The organism is Streptomyces sp. NPDC016677 (genome assembly GCF_055562815.1).
On the sequence record NZ_JBVHEO010000024.1, the window covers coordinates 11,549 to 29,098 of the forward strand.

A 17,550-nucleotide genomic window follows, 5' to 3' on the forward strand; every position below is an offset into this window, starting at 1 on the left:
CGTGAAGGGCCCGTTCGGCGCGAGCATTCAGTCGTGTGCTGACGAGACCGGCGACCCGGGCGGCGGTCTCCGTGCGGAGGCTGCCACCCGGGTCCGGATCTACTAAATCGTGATCTTGATCAGGTCTCCGCTGCCGGAGGAGCCCCGATAGCGGCCGGTCCCGCCGAACGTGGCGGTGTAGGTCGGGCCGAGGGCCCGCACCTCGAGACCCTTGTCCGGCGGTGCGAGGACGGCGACGCCTTCCTTGTCGGTGACCGCGCTGCCGAGGTCGACCGAGCCCAGTACCCCCTGGGCGACGAAGGTGACCGTCTGGTCGGGGATCGGCTTGTTGGTCGTCTTCTCGCGGAGCACCGCGCGCATCTCCGTGACGACGACAGGGGGAACCCCGAGCCGGGCCCGCCACTTCGCGCTGCGTGCCGTCACGACGGTCTCGGCCTGGTTCACCGTGGCCTCGGCCTCACCCGTGCTGGGCTCGAAGCATTCCTCCTCACCGGAGTACGCGGCCTTGACGGTGCCGGACTCCAGCGTCCCGGTGGTCACGGACGCCACGCCGTACTCGTCGACCGGGGCCTTCTCGTTCAGCCCGCCCGGACCGGTGAAGGTGACCTCTCCGTCGGGGATGCCCGACCCGGGCTCCACCGGCGTCACGGTCGCGGTGACCCGTACGGGCTGCCCGTAGGTGGAGGGATTCTTGTCGAAGCCCACCGTGGTGACCGTCCGGGCCTTCGAGACGGTCACCGTCGTCGTGCCCCGCGAGGTCTCGAAGCACCGGTCACCGCTGTAGACGGCCTCGACGGTGCCCGACTTCAGGCAGCGGGTGATGTATGTGGCCGTACCGTTGACGAGGTCGACCGTCGCGCCGCAGTCGGGCCCCTTGAACTCGACCTTCCCTTCGGGGACTCCCGCTCCCGGCGCGACCGGCTTCACCGTCGCCGTGAGCGTGACGTTCTGCCCGCAGACCGACGGGTCGGGGGCGGCCGTCAGCGTGGTGCTGCTCCGTGCCCTGCTGACCTCGATCTCGACCTCGCCCGCGCTGCCGAGGAAGCAGTCGTTGTCGTCGTCGCCCCAGTACTCGGCGCGGACGGTGCCGCTCTGGTCGACGGGTACGGTGATCTCCGCCTTTCCCTCGTCGTTCAGAGTCCGCGTCTCGTAGATACCGGGTCCGGTGAAGACCACGGTCCCGGTCGGTGTCCCGGAACCCGGTTCCTTCACCTTGACGTCCGCGAGGAACCGTACCGGCTGTCCGCAGACCGAGGAGGTTGTGTCCGCCCGCACGGTGGTCGTGGTCTCCGCCGCGTCCACCACGGCCCAGCGCAGGCCGGCGGACGGCTGGAAGCAGGAGTCACCGCTGTAGTTGACGGTGACGGGACCGGACTCCAGCGAATCGGTGAAGACCTCGGCGTACCCGTTCTCGTCAAGCTCGACCTCCGCGCCCAGGACACCGATGCCGTCGAACCACACGGTGCCGGTCGGGATGCCACTCCCCGGTGGGACCGCTGACACCTGGGCGGAGACCTTCACGCGCTCACCGCATACCGAGGGGTTGGGGTCGATGCGCACGGCGGTCGTGGACTCGGCCGGGTTCACCATGAGGGTGAGGCCGGTGTCCGTCGACGGCTTGAAGCAGCCGTCACCGCTGTAGTCGGCGGTGACCGAGCCGGACTCGGACGGCGTGACGGTCACGCAGAAGTCGTTCTGCGGTGAGACCACGTCGAACCCCGGTCCCCGGTACCGGACGGTGCCCGTGGGCGTACCTGAGCCCGGCGACTCGGGCGTCACCCGCGCGCAGATCCGCACGGGCTCCCCGCACACCGACGGATTGCGTTCCGCCGAGGCCACCGTCCTGGAGCCGGCCTTCTGGACGGTGAGGACGTCACTGCGCTCCGAGGGCCGGAAGCATTCGTCACCCGAGTACCTGACCTTGACGGGCCCGGTCTCGCGGACCACCACGACGACGTCCGCCTTGCCCGCGTCGTCCAGCCTCTCGACCTCCTCGATCCCGGGGCCGGTCACGACGACGGTACCGGTGGGGATGCCGGAGCCGGGATCCTTCGCCCCCACCTCGATGGGCAGCACCACGCGCTGGCCGCACACCGGCGGCTGGGACGGCATCTCGATCGACACGCCGCTGTCGGCCTTGTCCACCGTCACGTCGGTACTGCCCTCGCTGGGCCGGAAGCACGCGTCGCCGCTGTACCGGGCCCTGACAGTGCCCGTCCTCAGCTGCCTGGTCACCACGCTGGCCTGGCCGTCCTTAAGCCGCACGGTCTCCTCCACGCCGTTCGGCCCCGTGATGGTGACGGTCCCGGTGGGCACGCTGGCTCCGTCACGTGCAGTGTCACGGCCTCCCCGCAGACGGACGAGGCGGGAGTCGCCGTGACCGTGGTGCTGGTGTGGCTCTTCTCGACGATGACCGGAACGGAACCGGTCGTGCCGAGGAAGCAGCCGTCGCCGCTGTAAACGGCACGCACCGTGCCAGACGTCTTCGCCGTCACGGTGACGCACGCCGTGCCGTCCCTCAGCTCGACGGTCTGCTCGCCCACGTCCGGCGTGTCGAACTTGACGGTTCCCGTCGGCCTTCTCGTCGCCGGCGGGACCGGCGCCACCATCGCGCACAGCACGACCTTCTGTCCGCAGGACACCGGCTGGGGGTCCACCGTGAAGGTGAAGGCCGCTCCCGCCTTGCCGACATTGGCCGTGGTCTCGCCGCTGCTGGTCTCGAAACAGTCCGGCTCACCGCTGTACTCGGCCTTGACCGTGCCCGAGCCCAGCTCCCGGGTCGTCAGCACCGCGTGACCGTCGCGCAGCACCACCGTGCGGTCGATGCCGCCCGGCGCGGTGAACCTGACAGATCCCGACGGCGTTCCCGAGCCCGGGGCGACCGACTGCACCGACGCCGAGATCCGCACTTCCTGACTGCACACCGACGGCGTGGGATCGACGCGCACCACGGTGGTGGTGCGGGCCTTGACCACGGAGATCGGCACGGTGCCCTTCGAGGGGAGGAAGCAGTCGCGCTCGTCGTCACCTTTGTACTCGGCGGTCACCGTGCCGGCCCGGGAGCAGCGCGTGGTGAAGCAGGCCATGCCCTTCTCGTCGAGCTTGACAGAGCGCGTGACACCGCCCGGCACGGTGAACTGGACCGTCCCCGTCGGCATCCCGGACCCCGGCGCCACCGGTGCCACGGTCGCGCAGATTCTGACCTTCTGTCCGCAGGCCGCCGGCTGGGGATCCACCGTGACCGTGGTGGTCGTACTGGCCTTGTCGACCGTCATGGAAATCTCGTGCTCACTGCCGCCGAAGCACTTGTCGCCGAAGTACTTGGCGTGGAGCCGACCCGACCGCAGGTCACGCGTGGTGAGTCGGACCACACCGGACTCGTCGAGGTCTTCCTTGTCCCACAGCCCGTTGCCGGTGATCGCGACCGTTCCCGTCGGTGTGCCCGCGCCTTCGGGCGGTGTCACCTTCACTGTCACCGTGACCGGTTGGCCACAGACGGACGGGTTGGGGTCCGCCTTGATCTGCGTGGTGGTCTCCCCGGTCTTCATCGTGACCTGTTCCTGCGCGGACGAAGACAGGTACTTGCCGGACGTGTCGGTGTACTCGCCCTTGACGACGAAGGGTTCCAGCGACTTCGGCACGACGGTGACGGACGCCTGCCCGGACTTGTCGAGGGGTACGCCGTTCTTGGCCCCTCCGGGCCAGGTGAAGTCCGCGGTTCCGGCGTCCACGGGCTTCTGTGTGCGGCTGTTCAGCACCGTGAGGGTGGCCTGGACGCTCTGTCCGCAGTAGGCCTCCTCCGGCGTCACCTTCACGGTGGGGGTCGTGCCGACACCGCCGACGTTCACCCAGGCGGTGCCCGGGACGACCTGGGCACCCCCGTACTCCTCGTCATCGCTGACGTAGACGGCGGTGAACTGGTGCGAGCCCGGTTCGAGACCGCTGACGTCGACGCACGCCGTGCCGTCGTTCAGCGCAACGGTCTCGCTGAAGCGGTCGGGGCCGGTGAACGTCACGCTTCCCGACGGAGGCGATTCGCTCCGCTCCGGCTGCGCGACAACGGTCGCGCACACCCGTACGACGTCGCCGTACTCGGGGGTCTCGTCCACCACGTTCACGTACGTGATGAACGAGGGCTCCGTGACGTCGATGAGCTCCGTGTCGCTCGACCCCGTGAAGTTCGCGTCACCGGTGTAGTCGGCCTTGGCGGTGTGGGAGCCCTCCTCCAGGCCGGGCAGTTCGATGCGCGCGTGTCCGGTGGCGTCGACGGTACTGACCTGAGGCTTTCCGTCGTCGACCGTGAAGGTGACCGACCCCGTCGGGGTGCCGCCTTCCCCGGAGGCGGCGGTCACCTGGGCGTCGAGGGTGATGGGTTCGTCCGGGATCGCGGGGTTCGGGATCGCGGTGAGCTTGGTGGTCGAGCCGGCCATGAAGGCCCCCTGTCCAAGGTGGTGGTGTACGCGCGGCGCACTCGCTCTCGCACAAGGCGATGACAGCCGGGAGAGGTACGTCTGCCTCCTGGGTAGGAGCGGCAGCACGTGTTCGATACCACCAAATAAGCACGGTCTTATGTTACTTCGTCCAGACGTGGAGCCCTTTTACCGTCGAATGAGCGAGCGCACTCCCGCTCACGCCCAGAGGTGGCACGTAGCGGATCAGGGAGAGGCGAGCGCCCGCTCATCCTCCCGCACGAGCGGGCGCGGACCCGGCGCGCGGCGCTGCCGGTGCCGCACAGCCGTACGCCGTGCAGCGCGCCGATGAGTTCGCCGCTGACCTCCCACGCCTGGGGAAGCTGGCCCAGCAGCAGCTTGTGAGCGGGACGGCCGGCCTCACGCTGCAGGTGGGCGAACTGGTACTCGTAGTTGAAGCAGCGGGTGGAGGCGCCCACCAGCCGCCGGTACGCCTGGGCCGCCGCTGGTGCGTGGAGCGGCTAGGCACCGGGTTGAGCGACGGCGCCTAGCCAGGGTCGTTCATGCGGCAGGAGGACCGGCCTCCTTGTCCAGGTCCGGGTCCGCGGGAGCCTGCGGGGCGCCGTGGGTCTCCGGCTCGCCGTCGGCCTCGTCATGGGTCGCGGCCGTCTGGGCTCCGGGAGCGGTGCGGTCGTCGAGGGTGATGGTGACCGGCTGACCGCTGGGGGCGAGGTTCTTCAGGCTTTCCTCAACCCGCTCGTACAAAGCGGCGGCGAGCTCCTGGTCGCCGTCGCCGTCGCTGGCGGTGTGCTTGACGGAGTGGAGACTGATCAGCAGGGCGATCAGGGAACGGCCGGACAGAGCGGCGCGGATTCGTTCTTCTCCCTCGTCGGAGACCTTCGGCGGTACGCGGAAGTGCGGGTGCCGTCCCGCGTGGGCGGTGATGAACTCCCAGATGTCGCGGTGGCACAGCAGGCTGGCCGAGGAGACGCGGGCCGCGGTCTTCAGCAGGGAGCTGTGTTCCTGGCTTCCCTCGGGGGCTACGGGCTCGGTAGCAGCGTCCGGCTGCGGCCGCAGGACCTCCACGTCGGCGTGCAGGTCCGCGATCTCCTGCCGCAGCGAGGCGAGTGCGGAGCGGGCTTCGTCCAGGGCGGCGCCGACCTGCTGTTTGATCTCTTCAACCGCTTCGCGCACTCGGTCCGCCGCGTCCTGATAGTTGCCGGCCGGGCCGTCATCTGTGCTGACCGGGGTGGTGAGTGCGGTGAGCACGGGGGAGAGTTCGTCGGTGAGGACGTCACGGACGGCCTGGCGGACTACGTCGGCTGGCATTTCCGGACCGGGCGAGGAGTCCGGTTCCTGTTCGGCGGAGCGCTGCGCGGGAATCGCGGGCTGCAGGGCGCTGTCTTCCCGGTTGCCGTCCGACTCGGTGAGGGTCGTGACGGGCGCGACAGCGGGGTCGCGATGGTCGCCCTCGACGCCGGTTGTCTCCTGCTCTGCCGACCGCGCCGGCGTCGTCGTCACTGACCCCGTAGCGTTCCAGTACTGCGGTGCCGTACCGCAGTGCCTCCTGGGCTTTGTTGTACACGGCCCCTTCCACGCAGCCCCTCGATATGCTGCCTGTGACCTTCCCCTGCGGGGTGCAGACCATGATCGCTCCGGGCTGTCTGGGCGCCGAGCTGTAGGCGGAGACGACGGTGGCCAGGGAGCCGGGCGTGCCCGGCTCCCACAGGCGGTACAACTGCTGCCAGGCGTCGTTCATGATGCGCTCGCGATGAGTTTGTCCTGGGTGAGGGGCAGGTCCCGGGTCCGGCGTCCGGTGGCGTGGTGGACGGCGTTGGCGATGGCGGCGGTCATGCCGCACATCGGTGTCTCGCCGAACCCACGGGCGCCGAGGGCCTGGCTGGTCGGATCCGGCTGGTCGATGAAGAGGGCCTGGATGTCGGGGATGTCGGCGTTGACGGGGATCAGGTAGCCGGAGAGATTGCGGTTGACGAACCGGCCGTACCGGGTGTCGAGAAGGGTGTGTTCGGTGAGGGTGAAACCGACCGCCCAGATGAAGCCGCCGATGACCTGGCTGCGGATCGTTCTGCGGTTGAGGACGCGCCCGGGGTCGAAGGCTCCGAGCATGCGGGTGACGCGGACCTTGCCGAGCAGTGGGTCGACGCGTACCTCGGCGAAGACGGCCCCGGTGGAGTACTGCTCCCCGGTCTCCTCCGGGGCCTCGGTGGTGACGTCGAGCGGCCGGCCGTGGCGGGTGAGCACCGCGCGGATACTGTCCCGCCGCTCGGGCCGGCTCGTCTGGTAAAGGGTCCCGTCTTCGACGGTGATCTCATCGGCGGGCAGGTCGTGCAGCGGGGAGCGCGGGTCGGCGATGGCGAGGCCGATCAGCTTCTGCCGGGCTTTGGTGCAGGTGCGGTTGACGGCGCTGCCGACGGCCGGAACGGTGGCGGAGGCGGCCGACAGCGACGCGTAGGGCAGGTTCGTGTCGCCGAGCACGAAGTCGACAGCGTCCAGGGTCAGCCCCAGCACGTGCGCGGCCATCTGGGACATGACCGTGTAGGTGCCGGTGCCGATGTCCTGGGTGGCGACTTGCACCTGCGCCGTGCCCTCGGTGGAAAGGGTGACACGGGCGGCTGCGCCGGGCATGCCGCCTGCGCTGTGTGCGGCGGTCGCCATGCCCCAGCCGATACGGATGCGGCCGTCGCGCATCGAGCCGGGGCGCGGGTTGCGTTCGCTCCAGCCGAACGCGGCGGCGCCGCGCCGGTAGCACTCCTTGAGGTGTTTGCTGGGGAACGGCTCGCCGGTCTCGGGGTCGATGGCGGTGTGGTTGCGCAGCCGCAACTCGATCGGGTCCATGTCCGCCGCGTAGGCCAGTTCGTCGAGTGCGCACTCCAAACCGTGGGCCGGCATGACCTCGGGTGAGCGCATCCAGGCCGGGGTGGGCAGGTCGAGCCGGACTGCCCGCTGGGCGAGGGAGAGGTTGTCGCAGGCGTACAGGCGGCGGGTGGGCACGCTGGCGCTGGGCAGGAACTCGTCCTCGGTGCGGGAGACCTGCTGGGTGGTGACGTGGTCGATGGCGATGAGCGTGCCGTCCCGCCGGGCTCCGAGCCGCAGGCGCTGATGGGCCTGGGAGCGGTGCCCGTGCAGGCTGTAGGAGTCGGAGCGGGACAGTACGAGTTTGACCGGACGGTCGACCTCCCGGGCGGCGGCAGCGGTGAGTACGGTGTGCGGCCACGGCGTTTTGCAGCCGAACCCTCCCCCCAGATACCGCGAGATCACGCGAACGTGCCCGACCGGCAGGTCGAGGGCTTGGGCGATGCTCTCCTGGGCGGCGGTGACCCCCTGGCTGGCGTCGTACACCGTCACCTTTCGGCCCCGCCAGACGGCCGTGGTCGCGGACGGCTCGATCGGGTTGTGATGGTGGATGGGCGTGGTGTAGGTGACGTCGACGCGCAGGTCGGCGCGCGCGAGGGCGCCCTCGGGGTCACCGCGGGTGAGTTCGTTGGGCACGGGAGTCTCCCCGGGCTCCTCCTCGGGCGGGGGGATCCAGGCGTCGTCCATGGCGTCTTCGAAGACCGTCCGGACGGGCTGGGTGTCATAGGAGACGCGCACGAGCGTCGCCGCGTGCTGGGCCTGCTCCAGGGTCTCGGCCAGGACGAGAGCGACCGGCTGGCCGCTGTGGTGGATCTCCGTGTCCTGCAGCGGGAGGAAGCGCTTGACCAGCAGATGCGGTTCCGGGACCGTCAAGCGTGGCATGTTCCGGTGGGTCATCACGGCGGCCACACCAGCGGAGCGCTCGGCCCGCCGGGTCTCCAGGCGGGTGATTCGCCCGCGGGCGATGGTGCTGAGCACCATGACGCCGTGCAGGGCGCCGGGGACGTGCACGTCCGCGGTGAACTCGGCCGCGCCGGTCACCTTCGCGTGGCCCTCGACGCGGGGCACGGGCCTGCCCACGATCTGGCTCATCGTCTGCCTCCCAGGTCGGTCAGAATGTCGGCCAGTGCACGGCGTACCAGCTCGACCTTGAACGTGTTGTGCTCGCGCGGCTGCGCGCCGCTGACCAGCGCCTGGGCGGCCGACGCGATGGTGGAGTCGGTCAACGGCCGCCCGCGCAGGGCCGCTTCTGCCTCGGCCGAGCGCCACGGCCGCGGGGCAATGCCCCCGAAGGCGAGGTGGACATCGCTCACCTCGCTGCCTTCCATGGTCAGCGCCGCGGCCACGGAGACCACGGCGAACTCGAACGTCGCCCGGTCGCGCAGCTTGAGGTAGCGCGAGTGACGGGCCGACCGGCTCCCGGGGACGGTGACCCCGGTGATCAGCTCGCCGTGCCGCAGTGCCGTCTCCTTGTGCGGGGTCGTGCCGGGCAGGAGGTAGAAGTCCTCGAGGGGGAGGGAACGTTCGCCCCGTGGGCCGAGAACGACAACGGTGGCCTGCAGAGCGCTCAGTGCGACCGCGAGGTCGGAGGGATGTACGGCGATGCAGTGGCGACTGCCGCCGTGGATCGCGTGCCAGCGGTTCTGCCCCGTGATGGCCGGGCATCCGCTGCCGGGCTCGCGCTTGTTGCACGGGCTGCCGGCGTCGCGGTAGTACCAGCACCGCGTGCGCTGCATGAGGTTCCCGCCGATGGAGGCCCGGTTGCGGATCTGCGGGGAGGCCGACGCCAGCAGGGCCTCGGACATCGCCGGGAACCCTGAACGGACCACCGGGTGCTCGGCCACCTCCCTCATCCGGGCCATCGCCCCTACGTGCAACGTGCCGTCGCGCAGTTCGATGCCTGACAGCGGGACCTGATTGATGTCCACGACCAGGTCCGGGGCGAGAGCCCGGTCCCTGACGAGGTTCAGCAACTCGGTCCCGCCCGCGACGAACGTCGCCTCCGGGCGGGCCGCCACCAACCGCACGGCCTCGGACGCACGTGCCGTGCGCGTGTAGTCGAACGGCTTCATCACGCGCGCTCCCTCGCCGCGTCCCGTACGGCGTCGACGATGTTCGGATAGCAACTGCACCGGCAGAGGTTGCCGCTCATCCACTCCCGGATCTCGTCGTCGGAGCCCGTATGCCCCTCGTCGATGCAGGCGACGGCGGACATGATCTGCCCGGGGGTGCAGAACCCGCACTGGAAGGCGTCCCGCCGGATGAACGCCTCTTGCACGGGATGCAGTTCTTCGCCACGGGCCAGCCCCTCGACCGTGGTGATCTCCCGGCCGTCCTCCATGACCGCGAGGGTCAGGCACGACTTCACACGCCGGCCGTCGACGAGAACCGTGCAGGCGCCGCACTCGCCCCGATCGCAGCCCTTCTTCGTGCCCGTCAGGCGGAGACGCTCACGCACCGTCTCCAGGAGGGTCACCCGGGCCTCGACGGTGAGGCGATGAGTTCTGCCGTTGACGTGTAGTGTCACCTCAGTGGCCGGGGCGGGCGGTGCAGCACCCGCGTCCTCACAGACGGCGGTGCCCAGCACACCGCTGGTGGCGACCAGCGTGGCGGTGAGCCCACCCGTTTTGAGTACAGCCCGGCGGCTGTGCCCGCCTATGGGCGCTTCGTCGTTGTCGGACATCCTGCTGCATCTCCTCGACTGATCGCGGATGGGTCGGGTCGTGCCGTGGCTGAGAGGGTCGGAAGAGGACTGCGTGACACAGGCCGCTGCGACACCGGCGTGAGAAACGGCCGGGCGCGTCACCTGGGTTACGGCATTACGACGTACAGGACGCGACGGCTCCAAAGGGATCGGCCGCCCGCAGCCCGCACGGGAGCGCAACGCCGCAAGCACTTCGGGAACGACCGGGGGCGGTCCCGCTCGGGACAATAACGAGGCTTGCTGCTTCGAAACCCTAGCAGATTCGATGCACAGTGTCTCGATACGAAAGGGCGCCGGACCCACAGGACCGGGGACCTCACGTGTGTTGCACGCCGCACTTGCCCCGGGCTGCGGCCGGCGGGTAGCGGTACGCCATGTCCCGATACTCTGTCAGCATGACCGGCCCTGCCGCCCCCGGGCGCCCACGCAGTGAGGTCGCCCGCGCCGCCGTCCTGTGCGCCGTCGACGACCTGCTCGTCGAGATCGGCTACTCCGCGATGACCATGAAAGGCATCGCGGAGCGCGCCGGAGTGGGGCGGATGACCGTGTACCGGTGGTGGCCGACCAAGGCGCACATCCTGATCGAAGCCTGCGATGAGGACGCGCGCAACGAGCTGGCCGTCACCGCACACGCCGACCCGGTCCGCGCGATGACCGATTTCCTGGTCAGGCTGGCCACCTTCCTCACGACCTCACCCGCGGGAGCCGCCTACCGAGCACTGCTCGGCGAAGCCCAGCACGACTCCGAGGTCGGCCGCCTCGTCGCCGACGCCGACCTGCTGGCCGCACCGGCCCGCGCTGTACTGGATCACGTCCGGACTCGGCTCGGCGCGGTACCGGAAGACCAATCAGCCGTCGCCGAACTGTGCGGGCCGCTCGCTCTGATGGTGATGACCGGCGCGCCCGCACCCTCGCGCCCGACCCTGCACGCGATGGCCCGTCGGCTCGCCGCGGCCTGGGCCTGACCGGGCAAGATTCCTGCGCACCAGCCGAAGGCGGCGATGGGGGCGCCTGGTAGTGCTTCGTTACGTTGGGTGATAACGCCTGGTGGTGGGCACCTTGCTGGTATGAGGCTGGAGGAGGTGGAACGGCTCCGGGGCGAGTTGGCAAAGTTCGTTGCGGATATCTTCGGGTCGGTGCCGCGGCGGTGGGGCGGGTGTTACCTGCCCCCAGGAGTGGGAGCACGACGACCGACGGCGACAGCGGGCCGGGATACCCAAAGAGGACGGGCATGTGTCCAAAACGCACCAGGCTCTGGAACTGCTGGACCGGCTGGCCGCGCAGGCACTGAAGGTGCCGGTGATCGTGGCCGATGCCGGCTGTGGCCGCAGCGTGCCCTTCCGGTTCGCGCTGGAGGAACGCGGCTGGACCTACGTCATGGCCGTCGCCGTGGACCTCGCCCTGTCGGGCGGCCAGGATCACGGCCGTGGAGGAGTCCAGGCCACCCGACAGGTCCGCGCCCACGGTGCCCCCGGCTTCCCGGACGCGGCGCTGGACCGCCACGGTCACTTCCTGCCCCAGCCGCCCTGCGCCCTTTTTCAGCCCTTCGGCGGGCTCGATGCAGGCGATATCGTCTCCACCGGCCGCGCCGACGCACACGCCTCCCGCCCATGGTGGGCCAGGCCCACCGCCGCCTCGCGACCGAGCAGCACACCGCAGTCGAAGCCCTCCGCGCCGTGGAACGAGGGCAGCGGCACCACCGCCGCGCTCTCGGAGGCGACGAAGAACCTCTCCGGCGCCTCGGAGAACATCACTTCTCGGAGCTGGAGCGGCTGCGCCGGCCGCCGACGCGGACGACGGGCACGGCGTTCACCCGCGCGCTGGAGCGGGTGGACGAGATCGGCTCCTACCGGCTCGGGCGGCTGAGGTTGTCGCAGATCCCGCCGAACCGGATGGCGGCGCTGGCCCGGTACGCGCTGGGGTCGAAGGCACCGCTGCTGGAGCGGGCGGCGGAGCCGAAGCGCACGGCGATGCTGACCGCGGTGATGCGGCACCTGGGGTCGAAGGCACCGCTGCTGGAGCGGGCGGCGGAGCCGAAGCGCACGGCGATGCTGACCGCGGTGATGCGGCACCTGGAGGCGAAGGCGATCGACGAGGCCCTGGACCTGTTCCAGGTCCTGATGGCCACCCGGCTGCTGAACACGGCGAAACGCAAGACGGAGAAGGAGCGGTTGTCGAGGCTGCCGCAGCTGGAGAAGGCGTCACGGGTGCTCGCGCGGGCGGCGAAGGTCCTGTTCGAGGAGCTGGAGCTGGTCGAGGAGCACGACGCGGACCTGGACGTGGCCGTGCTGTGGGCGGCGATGGAGGAGGTCGCCCCGCGCGCCGCCGTGATGACCACGGCGGCCACGGTGGTCTCCTCTGGTACCCGAGGACGAGAACTCGGCCGAGATCGCCATGCGGGCCGCGCTCACGAACCGGTACGCCACCGTGCGCCCGTTCCTCGCGCTGTTGGGCGAGTCGAAGGCGCTGGACGCAGCGAGCGCCGGGAAACGCATCCTGGCCGGGGTGCGCGGCCTTCCCGCGCTGGCCCGGCGGAAGACGGGGGTTAAGCCGCTGCTGCCGCGCGAGGTGGACGACAAACTCGTGCCGCCCGCGTGGCGCAAGGCGGTGTACGCCAACCCTCATCTGCCGCAGGGGGCGGTGGACCGGGACGCGTACGTGGTGTGCGTGCTGGAGCAGTTGCACCGGGCCCTGAACAACCGCGATGTGTTCGCCTCACCCTCGCACCGCTGGTCCAACCCGCGGGCCCGCCTGCTGGACGGGCACGACTGGGACGCGGTCGAGGAGGACGTCCTGGCCGCCTTGAGCCTGGACATGCCCGTCCAGGAGCACCTGGCGGAGTTGGTGCGGGGCCTGGACGCCGGAAGGAAGCAGCTCGCGACACGCCTGGAGGAGGCGGGGCCGGCGGCGAAGGTCTCCATCGAGGTGGCCGGCGACGGGCGGGTGAAGCTGAACGTCGCCAAGCTCGGCGCCCTCGTCGAGCCGAAGTCCCTGACCTGGCTGCGCCAGCGGGTCGAGAAGATGCTCCCGAAGATCGACCTGCCGGACCTGCTGTTCGAGGTGAGTGCCTGGACCGGGTTCCTCGACGCCTTCGTCCACCTCGGCGACGGCGCCACCCGGATGAAGGACCTGCCCACCTCGGTGGTCGCGCTGCTGGTCTCCGAGGCGTGCAACATCGGCCTGGAGCGACGGGGGCGGTGAGAGGGCGGGCGGGGATCAGTGCTGCACGGGCCGACGACTGCGTCCGTCGGCTCAGAGACTTTGCCCGCCGGAGGCCTCGACCCGCTGGGCGGTGATCCAGCCCGCGCTCGGCGATGCGAGGGTGCGCACGGTGCCCGCCACGTCGGCGGGCTCCCCCACCCGGCCGAAGGCGTGGTTCGCTGTGATCATCGCGCGGTAGTCGGGGTTGTCGCGGATCATCCCGCCGGCGAAATCCGTCGCGGTGGCGCCGGGCGCCACCGCGTTGACCGTGATGGCCCGGGGGCCGAGCGCCTTGGCCGCGTACTTCGTGTAGACCTCGATCGCGCCCTTCATCGAGGCGTACACCGAGTAGACGGGGTTGGCCACATACCGGGTCAGCCCCGTGGAGGTGAACAGCACCCGGCCCCCGTCCGCGACCAGCGGTGCGAGCAGCTCGGTCAGCAGGATCGGACCCTTCACGTGCACCGCGTAGAGCTCATCCATGGTGGCCGCGTCGGTCTGTCCGAACGGCGTGTGCCCGTCGAAGCCGGCATTGTTGACCAGCACGTCGAACCGGTCCCGGTTCCACTGCCTGCCGAGCGTGTCACGCAGCTCGTCGGCGAACGCGGCGAAGTTGTCGGGCTTCTGGACGTCGAGGTGCAGGGCGGCGGCCGAGCGGCCCTGTTCGGTCAGCTGCGCGACCACGGCCTGTGCCTCGTCGGGGTGTGACCGGTAGGTGAGGACCACGTCCACGCCGTCCTCGGCCAGCGCGAGCGCGGCTGCGCGGCCCAGGCCACGACTGCCGCCGGTGATCAGTGCGATGCGGGTCATCGAGAGTATCCCTGTCTGTGCGGACGCGCGATCACGCGCAGATGGTGGCGACGGCGTCCTGCCCGTAGTTGATGGCGTAGGCGTTCTCCACGCCCACCAGCACGTCCACCACCTCGAAGTAGTCATCCCAGAAGCGGGTCTCCCGCAACGCCTCGATGACCTGCTGGAACGAGTGGTGGTCGGGAGCTTCCCAGACCCAGATGTCGCTCACCCGGGCCGAGTAGAACTCCGTGTCGTAGAACCGCGATCGCACCTGCACACCCTTGGCCTCGATGGCCGGCCGGATCTCGGTCCGCAGGACCTCGAACCGCTGCTCGGGTGTGAGGTCCAGCCAGCTGCGGGTGGTCCGCACCAGGATGAACGCGGTCAGGGAAGCTTCGAACGTCTGCGGCGCCATGGCTGCTGTCTCCTTTACGGCGATGTCGTCCCACCCGTCGAGCGGGACGACATCCACGCTAGGGACCGGCAAGCTTTCGTGCCACGCAACTTTGACAAGTGCACATTGCGTACGATGCAACTATGACGGAACAGCTCGACCTGAACCTGCTGCGGGTCTTCGACGCACTTGTCGAGGAGGGCAGCGTGACCGCTGCAGCGGAGCGGCTGCACCTGTCCATCCCGGCGGCCAGCCGCGCGCTCGGCCGACTGCGGCGGGCCTGCGGGGACCCGGTGCTGGTGCGTGCCGGGCGGGGGATGATGCCGACGCCCTATGCGCTGCGCGCGGCGCCGAGGGTGCGCTCCCTGCTGGACGAGGCGTCCGCACTGCTGCACGCCGACCGGGAGGTCCGGCCAGCCGAGCTGCGGCGCACATTCACCGTCCGGATCAACGACGGGGTGGCCGCCACCCTGGCCCCGGCCTTGGTCGACACCGTGGCCGTTGAGGCGCCCGGGGTGGTACTGCGGTTCGTCGCCGAGCTCACCGAGAGCATCGAGGCGCTGCGGGACGGCTCGGTCGACCTGGACGTCGGGGTCGGCTCCTTCACCACGCCGGACATCTGCACGGCGGCGCTGTACCGCGATCGGATGGTGGCGATCGCGCGCGCGGGCAGCCCGCTGGACGGACCGGAGCCGCTGACCCTGGACCGGCTTTGCGCGCCGCACCACGTCGCCGCCTCCCGGCGCGGCCGGGCTCACGGCCCGCTGGACGACGTGCTGTCCGCCGCGGACCTGCACCGGCACGTGGCCGCAGTGGTGCCCACCCACGCGGCCGCGCTGCTGCTCGTCTCGTCGAGCCCGTACGCCGGACTCGTACCGAGACAGCTCGCCGAGCAGTACGGCCCGCCGCTGGGGCTGCGCTGGTTCGACGTCCCGGCCCAGCTGCCCGAGCTGCACGTACGCGCCGCCTGGCACCCCCGGCTCGACAACGACCCCGAACACCGCTGGCTCCGCGACACCCTCCGCGAGACAGCCCGCGCCTCGCTGTCGCGGTGACATCGAAAGCCGGGACAGGCGCCTCACTGTGCCGGGGCGTGTCGGTGGAGCCGGATGGTGGGGTCAGCCGTCCGCGCCCGCATCCTTGAGGAGTGCGCCGACTGGTCACCCGCCCTGCGCCGCCTCATCAGCGACAACGACGGCCGCTACGTAGGACACGCGGGCCCTCGGCGGGTCCGCTGACGTGGTCGAGGCCACGGCCCCACTGGACTGTTCCGGGCTCGACGGAGTTCAGCAGCAGGTCGCGGAGCACACCGCGGTCGATCTCGAGTTTGAAGAGCTCCCCCTCGGCGGGGATCTCGTGCTCGACCATCTCGCCCGAGGACGTCAGCTGCCGCATCTCCTGCCTTTCGGGGCGGGACAGGGCGAAGAATTCGTCCAAAAGACCGGCCTCGCGGAGCGCGATCTGGCCGTCGTCCTCGTGCAGGTCCAGGGAGCCGCCCTGGTTGCGGGCATCCGGGCCGCTGTCACAGTCGTAGACGGTGGCGCTGACGCCGTGCTTCTGCAGGATACGCGCGCAGGTCAGGCCGCCGGGGCCGGCGCCGACGATGGCGATACGGGGGGGTGGTGGTGGGGGTGCTCATGGTGGTGCTCCGATCGTGAGGGTCGGTTGGTGCCTGCCGCGGGTCGCGGTCCTGAGTTGGAGCGCAAGGTCGACTGGTGCCGCCCGCGATGGCGTGCTGGCCTGACCTGCAGAAGGCGGTACGACCATCCGCAGGGGAATGGGGGCGGCCGGTCAGTACGTCACGGCCGCCCCCATCGGCCGCCGTGAACGCAAGAAGGCGGCCACCTGGCAGGCCATCGCCGACGCCGCCCTGCGCCTGTTCCTGGAACGCGGCTAGGACGCGGCGCTACCCGACGCCCGCCGGGCCCCGCCCTCGGTGTCGGGAGTCGCGGCGAGGTGAGTGGCGGGATCGGCGGGCCGGCCCAGGAGCCACGTCAGCAGCGGGCCGGCCATCGCCGTGGTCAGCACCGCCATCACCACCATGAGGGCGTACAACTCCTCGTCGATGAACCCCAGTTGCAGCCCCAGGTTGAGCACGATCAGCTCGGTCAGCCCGCGGGTGTTCATCAGGGTGGCCAACGCGGCGGACTGCCGAAGCGGCATCCGGTTGGCCCGGGCGGCGGTGAACGCGCCCAGGAACTTCCCGCCCACCGCCACCAGCATGATCAGACCCAGGTCGCCCAGACCGGCCGCGTCGACCCCGGACAGGTCGACCTGGAGGCCGGCCACCAGGAAGAACACCGGCAGCAGCAGCGTGCCGCTCATCTGCCCCAGCCGTTCGTGCACATCGGCGCGCAGACGCTCGGTACCGGACCGCGGCAGCACCACGCCGAAGAGGAACGCGCCGAAGATGTAGTGCAGCCCCAGCCACTCGGTGGTGGCGGCCGACAGCAGCAGCCCGGCGAGCAGCACGGCGAAGAGCGACGGCGTGAGGCGCGGCGCCGCACGCCGCTCGACCGCCCGGTGCAGCAGCGGACGTACCAGGAACAGCATGACGAGGAGGAACGGGACGGCGAGCAGGATGCGCCACTGGTCGGGTCCGGCCGAGCCGCTGATGGCGACGACGGCGGCCAGCAGCGACCAGGCGAGGACGTCGTCGATGGAGGCGCAGGCTAGCGCCACCACGCCGAGCGGGGTACGGGACAGGCCCCGGTCGGTGAGGATGCGGGCCAGCACCGGGAACGCGGTGATCGACATGGCGATGCCCATGAAGAGGATGAACGGCGTCCGGTCACCGTGCGCGTGGGCGTCCGTCAGGTGCAGTCCGAGCAGGGTGCCGAGCCCGAAGGGCAGGAGGATCGAGCAGATCGCCACACTGGGGGCGATGGCCCCGCTGCCGCGGATCAGGGCCGCGTCCCAGTCCAGGCCCACGATGAACATGAAGACCGCGACGCCCACGGCGGCCAGCGCGCTGAGCAACGGCCGGGTGGAGGAAGGGAAGAGGGCGTCGGAGACCGCCCCGTGGAAGAGGGTAGGGCCGAGCGCGATTCCGGCGAGGACCTCGCCGATCACGGGCGGCTGGCCGAAACGCCTCGCCAACGCGCCCAGCAGACGGGCCAGCAGCACCATCACGGCGAGACCGGCGAGTAAGGACGTGGTCTGTTGCGTGGTCAAGA

12 protein-coding genes and 4 pseudogenes are annotated in these 17,550 nt (G+C 70.4%); 4 read left to right on the forward strand and 12 right to left on the reverse strand.

The window, feature by feature from the left end; all coding sequences use genetic code 11:
- Positions 1-102 precede the first annotated feature (102 nt).
- The 7 genes from ACZ3IG_RS34635 to ACZ3IG_RS34665 all read right to left on the reverse strand — a co-directional run bounded on the left by ACZ3IG_RS34635 (position 103) and on the right by ACZ3IG_RS34665 (position 9,966).
- Positions 103-2,316, reverse strand: coding sequence for an Ig-like domain-containing protein (locus tag ACZ3IG_RS34635; protein WP_467437127.1), 2,214 nt, complete (start codon positions 2,314-2,316; stop codon positions 103-105).
- Positions 2,232-4,430 carry an Ig-like domain-containing protein gene (locus ACZ3IG_RS34640; RefSeq protein WP_467437129.1) on the reverse strand — a complete coding sequence of 733 codons (2,199 nt, stop codon included), beginning with the start codon at positions 4,428-4,430 and terminating at the stop codon, positions 2,232-2,234. The genes ACZ3IG_RS34635 and ACZ3IG_RS34640 overlap by 85 nt, the downstream gene beginning before the upstream one ends.
- Before the next feature lie 540 nt (positions 4,431-4,970).
- On the reverse strand, positions 4,971-5,738 hold the full coding sequence (locus ACZ3IG_RS34645) for a hypothetical protein (protein WP_467437130.1): 768 nt from the start codon (positions 5,736-5,738) through the stop codon (positions 4,971-4,973).
- Positions 5,704-6,168 (reverse strand): XdhC family protein, encoded by a 465-nt coding sequence (locus ACZ3IG_RS34650; protein WP_467437132.1) that lies wholly within the window; start codon positions 6,166-6,168, stop codon positions 5,704-5,706. The genes ACZ3IG_RS34645 and ACZ3IG_RS34650 overlap by 35 nt, the downstream gene beginning before the upstream one ends.
- Complete coding sequence (locus ACZ3IG_RS34655; protein ID WP_467437133.1) at positions 6,165-8,375, reverse strand: xanthine dehydrogenase family protein molybdopterin-binding subunit; 2,211 nt, start codon at positions 8,373-8,375, stop codon at positions 6,165-6,167. The genes ACZ3IG_RS34650 and ACZ3IG_RS34655 overlap by 4 nt, the downstream gene beginning before the upstream one ends.
- The gene (locus tag ACZ3IG_RS34660; protein WP_467437173.1) at positions 8,372-9,355 is read right to left on the reverse strand and encodes an FAD binding domain-containing protein; all 984 of its coding nucleotides are present in this window, start codon (positions 9,353-9,355) and stop codon (positions 8,372-8,374) included. The genes ACZ3IG_RS34655 and ACZ3IG_RS34660 overlap by 4 nt, the downstream gene beginning before the upstream one ends.
- Positions 9,355-9,966: a (2Fe-2S)-binding protein gene (locus tag ACZ3IG_RS34665; protein ID WP_467437135.1), complete on the reverse strand. Its 612-nt coding sequence runs from the start codon at positions 9,964-9,966 to the stop codon at positions 9,355-9,357. The genes ACZ3IG_RS34660 and ACZ3IG_RS34665 overlap by 1 nt, the downstream gene beginning before the upstream one ends.
- A gap of 416 nt (positions 9,967-10,382) precedes the next feature.
- Between ACZ3IG_RS34665 and ACZ3IG_RS34670 the strand changes: the two genes are divergently transcribed.
- Both ACZ3IG_RS34670 and ACZ3IG_RS34675 read left to right on the forward strand, forming a co-directional pair.
- The gene (locus ACZ3IG_RS34670; RefSeq protein ID WP_467437136.1) at positions 10,383-10,952 is read left to right on the forward strand and encodes a TetR/AcrR family transcriptional regulator; all 570 of its coding nucleotides are present in this window, start codon (positions 10,383-10,385) and stop codon (positions 10,950-10,952) included.
- 151 nt (positions 10,953-11,103) lie between these two features.
- Positions 11,104-11,376: pseudogene (locus ACZ3IG_RS34675) on the forward strand (transposase); the annotation flags it as partial.
- Here ACZ3IG_RS34675 and ACZ3IG_RS34680 read toward each other — a convergent pair.
- Positions 11,293-11,586, reverse strand: a pseudogene (locus ACZ3IG_RS34680) (asparagine synthase-related protein); the annotation flags it as partial. The pseudogenes ACZ3IG_RS34675 and ACZ3IG_RS34680 overlap by 84 nt on opposite strands.
- A 149-nt stretch (positions 11,587-11,735) precedes the next feature.
- Here ACZ3IG_RS34680 and ACZ3IG_RS34685 point away from each other — a divergent pair.
- Positions 11,736-13,170 (forward strand): annotated as a pseudogene (locus tag ACZ3IG_RS34685) (Tn3 family transposase); the annotation flags it as partial.
- Positions 13,171-13,239: 69 nt separating this feature from the next.
- Here the strand turns inward: ACZ3IG_RS34685 and ACZ3IG_RS34690 are convergent.
- Together ACZ3IG_RS34690 and ACZ3IG_RS34695 are read right to left on the reverse strand one after the other, a co-directional pair.
- Entirely contained in the window at positions 13,240-13,998 is a 759-nt protein-coding gene (locus tag ACZ3IG_RS34690) for an SDR family NAD(P)-dependent oxidoreductase (protein ID WP_467437137.1), read from the reverse strand.
- A 31-nt stretch (positions 13,999-14,029) separates the two neighbouring features.
- Positions 14,030-14,395 (reverse strand): darcynin family protein, encoded by a 366-nt coding sequence (locus ACZ3IG_RS34695; RefSeq protein WP_467437139.1) that lies wholly within the window; start codon positions 14,393-14,395, stop codon positions 14,030-14,032.
- A 122-nt stretch (positions 14,396-14,517) separates the two neighbouring features.
- Here ACZ3IG_RS34695 and ACZ3IG_RS34700 point away from each other — a divergent pair, with 122 nt between their 5' ends.
- Entirely contained in the window at positions 14,518-15,429 is a 912-nt protein-coding gene (locus tag ACZ3IG_RS34700; RefSeq protein ID WP_388397421.1) for a LysR family transcriptional regulator, read from the forward strand.
- A 151-nt stretch (positions 15,430-15,580) separates the two neighbouring features.
- Here ACZ3IG_RS34700 and ACZ3IG_RS34705 read toward each other — a convergent pair.
- Positions 15,581-15,985 (reverse strand): annotated as a pseudogene (locus ACZ3IG_RS34705) (FAD-dependent oxidoreductase); the annotation flags it as partial.
- A gap of 282 nt (positions 15,986-16,267) precedes the next feature.
- The gene (locus ACZ3IG_RS34710) at positions 16,268-17,548 is read right to left on the reverse strand and encodes a cation:proton antiporter domain-containing protein (protein ID WP_467437141.1); all 1,281 of its coding nucleotides are present in this window, start codon (positions 17,546-17,548) and stop codon (positions 16,268-16,270) included.
- Positions 17,549-17,550: the final 2 nt, after the last annotated feature.